At 49.0% G+C, this 8571-nt stretch carries 2 protein-coding genes; both read left to right on the top strand.

Annotation, left to right across the window (positions count from 1 at the left end; genetic code table 11):
- The first annotated feature begins 47 nt into the window (after nt 1-47).
- Nucleotides 48-7184, top strand: a complete 7137-nt coding sequence (locus tag K4305_RS11340) for an Ig-like domain-containing protein (protein ID WP_331562571.1) — start codon at nt 48-50, stop codon at nt 7182-7184.
- A gap of 51 nt (nt 7185-7235) precedes the next feature.
- Nucleotides 7236-8571 (top strand): TolC family outer membrane protein (locus K4305_RS11335; protein WP_331562570.1); only part of this gene is annotated, 1336 nt, incomplete at its 3' end.

Genomic DNA, 8571 nt, shown 5'->3' with positions numbered 1-8571 from the left:
CTGCGGACGGGAACACCGAAGGTCTGCTTGACCTCGACCTCTCCGGAGTGATCGTCAGGTACGACGAAGACGGGGACAGCGCGACAGCCGGCAGCGGCAGTCTGCTGATCACGGTTCAGGACGACGTTTCGATTGCAACTCACGATTTTAATGTTACTGCAGAACTGGAAAATCAGGCATGGTGGTCTGTTTCTGAAGGTGGTAATGGAGATAATGTATCACCAGATTATTCTACGGCATTGTCATTACATAAAACCACAGGCAATCTGCTTGACAACGATCTGATTGGTGCTGATAATGCAACTGCCGAGATACATTCATTTACCTACAAGAACGAGAATGGCACGGTCTTAACTGGTACAATCGGTCAGTGGGTAAATACCCAGTATGGAGCGATCAAGGTCATGGCAGATGGAACGTTTCAGTATATTTCCGATCCCTTCAGCACACATACGACAACAAATTTCCTGAATGAGGATTTAACCTATACTATTCAAGATGCCGACGGAGATCTTTCAACGGCGGTTTTTAAAATTAAAATCATCGATACGGAACCAGACATTAAAACGCCTGCTCAGTCAAGTCTTTATGAAAAAAATCTACCTGAAGGTAGCGATCCAAATGCAACAGAGACCGTTAAAACCGAGGATATAACATTTACTCAGGGGGCAGATCCAAAAGAGATCTATTTTGATTACCGGATGGTTACTTTTGCGGGTAATTCTATTCTTGATATTAACTTAAAGGATATCACAACAAGTATTGAAGAAACCGATCGGCGTCAATTTTCCGAACTCAAATCTAAAGGCAGGGATCTGACCTATACATTGAGCTCAGACAAGAGAACATTGACAGCATCCACAACCAGTGGAAACGAGCCGGTGTTTACCGTCGAAATATTAGGAAATCAAAACTTTGACGGTACGCCTGAATACAGGTTTACGCTCTATCAGCCGCTTGATCATATTCCCGATCCAGGCACTGAACTCATTCCTAGTACAGAAATACGTCCAAACGAGATCGATCTTATGTTTGATCTGGCAATCTGGGACAATAACGAGCAGCTTGATAAGAAAACCGTACAGATTCCGATAACGATTTATGATGACAATACGTTGCCGACCCCCAAGGCAATGACCGTTGTGGAGGATAGTCCGACTGCTGCCAATACCATTACCACGAGCGCCGATGCAACGTCGTCGAACACATCCGTTCCAGCCAAAGGCGACACAGATGGGCCGAAATATGGTACGGCAGTCGTAAACGCGAATGGTACGATTACCTATACTCCTGATGGAGATTACAGCGGAGCGGATTCATTCGTTTATACACATATCGATGAGGACGGATCTTCACATCTGGTGACGGTTTCTGTGACGGTTACGCCAGTATCGGATGCGCCGATTATGGCGGATACTTCTGCCGAAACTCAAGAAGACAAGCCAGTTGCGCTTGGTCTGGTTGCGCCAGCGATCAATGACTCGACAGATCAGAATAGCGCAGCAGTATCGGGCGATGATTCGGAAAGGTTCGGGCTGATTACCCTGGGCGGAATTCCTGATGGCGCACAGTTGCTGAAATCGGATGGAACGGTTTTGTTTACCGGTACAGCGGCCGATAATGACGTTACGATCCGGTTGACAGATGGTTTGTCTATGAATGGAATACCGGTTGCTGATTTGACGACGCTGGATACAGCGGATTTTAACGCTCTTATGATATTGCCTCCTCCCGACAGCAATGTTAATTTTACCGTAACAATGTCGGTGACTGAATATGAGGTTGATGGAGCCGGAAATCAGAAATCAGTTGGTGGTGTGCCGGTTCCAGGTGTAACAAAGACTGTGAACGACGTCATCACCGTCAAGGCAGTAACCGATCGTGTTGACCTTCAATGGAAGACGACTGCTCCGGACACCACGACGGACCTGTTACATCCCGATTCGTTTGTTAATCCGCTTCCGTCAAGAACTATCGATTCTCAAGACAGCTATATCTATACGACTCTTGAGGATGGCACGCTGAACAAGTGGATTGCTGAAGATTCGACATTCAATCTGAAGAGTTTGCTCGAGTATACCGCAGTTGATCCATCAGACATCAATAATAGTGTTCTGGGTAACCCGGCGGAAAATACAGGAACCGGAGATACAAGTGAAACGCGTTACATCGTCCTGAGCAATCTGCCTGTTGGAACCGTGGTTAACGGGACAACCATTGGAGACAGCGGTACTATTTCCATCATGCTGACAGACGGTAAAACCCTGCCTGATATCAATCTGATGCCTCCGAAAGATTTCAGCGGAGATCTGAAGGATATAAAGGTTACCCTGACAACAATTGACCAGGACAGTACATGGGAGACCGGTCTGATTGTTCAGGAGGAGGATTTCGTCATGCTCAATCTGTATGTCAAACCGGTAGCAGACGACATTGCTTCCCCTGATGTATCGACACCCGAAGATACCAGGGTGCAGTTCTTGCTGGGTCTTGTACCGACGGATACATCAACCGATCCGCTTATCGGCGGCAAGGAGGTTATCACCGGGATAACGATAAAGGCTCTTCCTGCGGGATGGAAGCTGTATGATGAAGGGGGTGTGCTTCTGACAACCGGCAGCGGAGCGGATTACACTATTGATTCCGACGATGTAACAATAGCGTATACTGGAGACCCGACAGGTAACACCTTCAATTATCAATACTACACGATTCTGCCGCCGGGTCATTCGAGCGCCGATATTCCTGTGCTGAGTATTGAAGTGACCTCTACTGATACGAGCGATCCGGATGGCGACGGGACTGCGGATATGGTGGATACAAGGACGGTTATTCACGAAATGAAGGTTACCGTTACCCCGGTAGCAGAGGTGATCGGAACGGACTCGGGGATGGATGGCGTTTCGGATGATCTTAATCCCGTCGGAGACAATGATCCCGATTCTGACGGAAACCTCAGTGCCGATCTGCGGATGAATCCGTCGCACGACTATGGGGTCGTCACCGCTACGGAAGATGAGTGGTTCAAGCTTCATCGAGTCGGTATTCCAGGTGATCCGGATAGTTTCGATCTTAAGACTCCGTGGAGTAACGAGGATACAACGACGTTATCCTATCAGGATAATTCGGAAAAAACGTATGCGCTGTTCACTCCAGAAGATTCGTCCGGCAATGAGCTTATAGGTTCCCGGTTCAGATACAATGATGGGTCATCAGACCAGATCAGGATGTATTCAGGAACCCCTATAGAAGTACCCATTGAATTTCTTGATACACTGGAGTTCAAACCGCCAGCCCATTTTGCCGAAGATGACATACGTATTATTGTCAACGCCAAGACGGTCGATACCGATCAGGATCCGGGTGGCACAGTCAATACCCGGATTACCGGCGAAGTTGTGCTGACTCTTGATGTGACGCCTGTGGCCGATGACGTTACTCTTGCCGTGACTTCTCCTGTCGGTGTTATTGAAGACAATGAACGACCGCTTTCCATTCGGCCGACAAGCAGTGACAAGGATGGTTCCGAGAACTTCTGGGTTGTTATTTCGGAGATTCCTGATGGTTCCCGGATGACCTACAATGGAAACGTTATTTATGCAACTACTGCAACGGATGGTTATGTAATAATAGAGAACTTTGATTCATCGTTGCCGCTCACCATATTGCCGCCACTGCACAGTAATGTGGATTTCGACCTGTCTGTGACGGCGTATGCGGTCGAGAGTGATGCACTCGTTCCGACCGGTCCTGTCAGCCAGACACTTACGATAACAGTCGATATAACCGGTGATGCCGATGGTGTTACTGTTGGCGTACAACCTAAAGGGTGCGTGGAAGAGCTTGTGGATCAATATGGTTGCCAGATTCCGATGAGTCAGGTAATCAATTCTGTCGCACCTATCGATACCGACGGCTCGGAAAGCGTGAGTGGATATTTCACAGGCCTGCCGGAAGGTTTTGACATTGTCGGTACGAACGTTGCCTTCCTCGGTGGAGAGGGGACCTCGCGCAGATGGGTGCTGACTCCCGATGATCTATCGGGCACCTATCTTTCCGTTCCAGAAAACTACAGCGGCACCGTAACCTTCAATGGTATTCCGGTAACGACTGAAAATGATGGCGATACATGGACCGGCCCGGTGCTTTCGATTACGAAAACCGTTACACCATCACCGGAAGCAACCATTGTAACCTCGACCAGCTTTAACGAAGATCAGTTTGTGCGGGTTGATTTTGATATAGAGTATCAGAATGGTGATACCGATGAAGTGCTGGAATCGGTCTGGATCAAGGCTTCAGATGTTGACAGCAAATCATTTACGCTCTATTATGATGCGGATGATGCTGGCATCGGTAGTCCGATTGCTTTCGGTCAGCCGGGTATGGTTGCCGATAGCGATGGTTATTACAAGCTTACCGGTGAGCAGTCAGAACATATCTATGTGCAGAATGAGCATGATGTCGATGGCACATATAATTTTGAAATACAGTACGCGATCAAGGATCCGACAAGCGATGGAACGACGGTGCCGCTTATTGATCTTGCAGGTAATCCAGTGCTTGATACTTTTGGGGCCCCTGTTCTTGTCGATCATATAACGGTATGGACAACAGATTCATACATGCTGCAAGTCAATGCCGTGACGGATCCGATCGATGCGACGCTTTTATCGATTACGCCTGATGACAGGGTTTCAGGTGCTGATTCTTCCGTAAGCGGTAATACTGTTACGGTTTTTGGTAGCACAATGCTGGAGGTGAAGGTTATGGTTGGTCAGCGTGACGATACCGCTGAAAATCCAGGAGGAAAAGATATCGATGAATCCGAAGTGCTTCAGCGGTTTGTAATCGACGGTGTTCCGGACGGAATTTCTGTTGTCGGTGGTACTTATATAGGAGATACCGACACGACTGCGAATACCGGTCGGTGGATCATCGACGTGCAGCCTGATGCGGAGTTTGATAATAATGATGGCATTGAGCAGACGATATTTTTCAATATCGATGGCACTGAAGATCAGCTTGCTTCTTCAGGTAGTGCAACCATTACCATAACCGCGGAAAGTCGCGATATGGGTTCGAACCCGCCAGCGACCGTCGCTTCGGGCATCTCCACGGCATCGACAAGTTTTACGGTCAAAATTGATCCTGCTTTTGTTGATGATGGAGCAGTTTATGCCCCGCCAGCTGAAATTACCTCCTGGCAGTTTGATACAGCATTCAATGCAACAGAAGATACTTCGTCATCTCTTGCAGATCTGACAAACGCAGCAATTTCTGATTCCGGAAATTTCAGTATCACGCTGAAAAATATTCCTGATGGAACTATTGTATCAGGTATGGAACGTACCGTATTGCCTGGCGGCGAAGTAGTCTATACCGCATCCGGTACAGGAGATAATGCTGATCTGCAGACACTGCTGCACAGTATTACGCTTACACCGCCTGCAAACAGGAACGAAAATAATTTCAATGATCAGTTCGCGTTTGATCTGACCCTGACAACCTATGCAGAGGGCGCTCAGCAGAATGTCGCGACCTTCCATGCTCAGCCAGAGGTCTACCCGGTGAGCGATCCGACAGCGATTGTCATTACGCCTCGTGGTATAGAGGGTGAAGATGATGTGAATCCCGGATTGTTTACAGACAGCGGAGAGGATGTACAGTTTACCGTCAGCTTCAGGAATGATGAAGATTACGGCAACACCGAGCTTGTTGGCGATCTGATGTTGACGATAACGGATAGCGGTATGGATGTCCATTCAGGCGTACTGCTTGATGGAAGTAATAGTGTGATTACGCCGGATTCTGTCGGTGCGGATTATGCTGTGTACAAAATCAGCGGGGTATCTTATGCCGATTCTTTGACATTTACCTATGTCCCTGTGGAACACTCGTCCGGCAGCGTCAGGATTGATGCATCCATGGATTCCAAAGAAACTCCTCTCTCAGATCCTCCTGGAACAGTAACCTTACCGGCTATTGGTGCCACAACGATTGATGTTATACCTGTTATCGACGGGTACAGGGTTGATTCCATTACGGCTTCAGGAAACGAAGATACCCGGATCAAGGTGGTTCTCGTCAATCCTGGTCTCGTTGATACTGATGGTTCAGAATCGGTGCAGAGTATTCTTCTGGAGAATGTCCCGAACGGTTATATGGTCTATATCATCAACGATGCGACAGGAGAGAAGTTGGCACTGAATGCCGGAGATGACGGATTGGGCCACAATACGTGGTCGCTTGGCAGTACAATGCCTTCGTATATTGCCATTCAGCCGCCCAAGAATGTCAGCGGTACAGTTGACAATATTTCTCTCTCGGTCTATACCATTGAAGACGGACTCGACACTCCGCTAAAGCAGTCATTCCCGTTCGATCTTGAGGTCCTTCCTGTAGTCGATGGTTTGACAATCAATCCGACTCACACGTTCGGCATTGAAGGAGAGCTGATTCCGATTAATCTGAATGCCTCGATGGCTGATTTTGACGGTTCGGAAACGGCAACCGTGACGTTGCAGGGACTTGGCAGATATGCCAGGTTCTTTGGAGACGGATCTGTTGAACTGACCGGAGTCAGTTATGAAGAAAGCACTGACACCTATACGCTATCCGGTCTTACGGTTGCCGATACGAATGCGTTGTCGTTTATACAATCTGCTCGGGTTATCGGCACTCCGGGAGTGACGGTTACGGCGGTTACCTATGAGAATGGTTCTACGACTCCATCCACAACCGTCTCTGGCAGCTTCACGCTCGACATCGCGCAGATTATACCGACGACCACCGACGATACCCTGCTGTACGACGGAATGGCTGATGTTGCCAATACCAGAAGCTATGACGGGCTTGCAGGTGAAGATACGCTGGTACTGCGTAAGGGAGAGGGGATTGATTTTGATACGGACAGATCTATTTTCAATATCGAGAGAATTGACTTGACGGTCAGTGGCGATCACATTCTTGAAAATATTACCTGGCAGGATGTTCGTGCAATGACCGATTCATCGACACATGATCTGTATATTCTTGGTGACAGTGGTGATTCCGTTAAGTTTGAGGCATCAAACGGCTGGAGTAAAGATTCTCCGGCTGGCAGTTTTGACGAATACAGCAATACAAATGATTCAACGATCAAGGTTTATGTTCAAAAAGAGATTGTTGATTCCATCGTGTAGGGGGTAGGCGGAATTTAAAACGATTACTTACAAACAAACTCATTCAAGCTTATGAAGCATACAACCAGGAAAAACCTGAAAACCCTGTCGGCGGCGATATTGCTGCTCTCCCTTGGGGCTCCGACGGCATTTGCCGGGCCGGTTACTGTGCGAGAGGCGGTTGAGAAGGCGATCAACACGAATCCGGAGGTCAAGGCAAGGTTCCATGCGTTCCGCGATGTGTACGAAGAGCAGGGCGTCTACAACGGGGGATACTGGCCGAAGGTCGATGCTTCGGCAGGGATCGGCCGCGAGTGGATTTACGGCGACGATGTGACCGATAAGGAATACTGGCGCAAGGGCGTACGTCTCGAGATGACGCAGATGCTTTTTGACGGGTTTTATACCTGCAATCAGGTCTGCCGGTTGAAGCATTCGGGGCAGGCAAGGTATTTCGAGTTCATGGATTCCATTGAAAACGTCGGGCTCGAAAGCTACAGGGCCTACGCCGATATCTTGCGCTACCGCGAGATGGTGCGCCTTGCAAAGACTAATTACGATTACCATCTGGATATATTCAATCAGGTCAGTAATCGTGTTGGTGCAGGGGTTGGAGCGGGAGTCGATCTCGAGCAGATCAGCGCTCGCGTGGCGCTTGCGCAGTCGAACTATATTACGGAGTTGAGCAATCTGCACGATGTGACGGCACGTTACCAGCGTCTCGTCGGCGAGTTGCCGGAAGAGAACCTCGAAGCGGTGCTGCTGCCGGTCGATGGCATTCCTGGCACCGTAACGGAAACGCTGCATGAGGCGTTTCAGTACAATCCCGGATTTCTTGCCACCATGTCGGAGATCAACGCGTCGAAACATGCGGTGAAGGTGCAGGAATCGAAGTTTTATCCGCGTCTCGATTTCAGGGCCCGTCATGACTGGACCTGGGATGCCGACGGCATAGACGGCAACCGTAACGAAGCGGTTGCTGAAATGGTGCTGAGCTACAATATCCTCAACGGCGGCTCTGATGCGGCGGCAGTAAGGCAGTACAAGCAGAAGCTGTACCGGTCGGTTGATGTGAAAGACAAAGCGGCGACCGATCTTCGCCAGACGGTATCGATAGCGTATAACGACCGGGTCAAAGTAGCTGAACAGGTGAGGTATCTGGATCAGCACCGGAAGAACCTCGACCGTGTCAGGGCTGCTTATCGTGAGCAGTTCAACATCGGGAAGAGGACGCTGCTCGATCTGCTGGATACGGAAAACGAGTATTACCAGGCGCAGCGAGCATACTTTAACGGGTTTTTCGACCTGACGGTTGCCAATGCTCGGACGCTGGCCGGTATGGGCAAACTGATGAGCACGATGGGTATCGTTCGCGGCGAGATGCCGAGTCTGAAGGATATCAATATTC

It is taken from the genome of Chlorobium sp. (genome assembly GCF_036528655.1).
Taxonomy (GTDB): Bacteria; Bacteroidota; Chlorobiia; order Chlorobiales; family Chlorobiaceae; genus Chlorobium.
The sequence above is the reverse complement of the archived record's forward strand: the minus strand, read 5'-3'. Positions and strand labels throughout refer to the sequence as shown.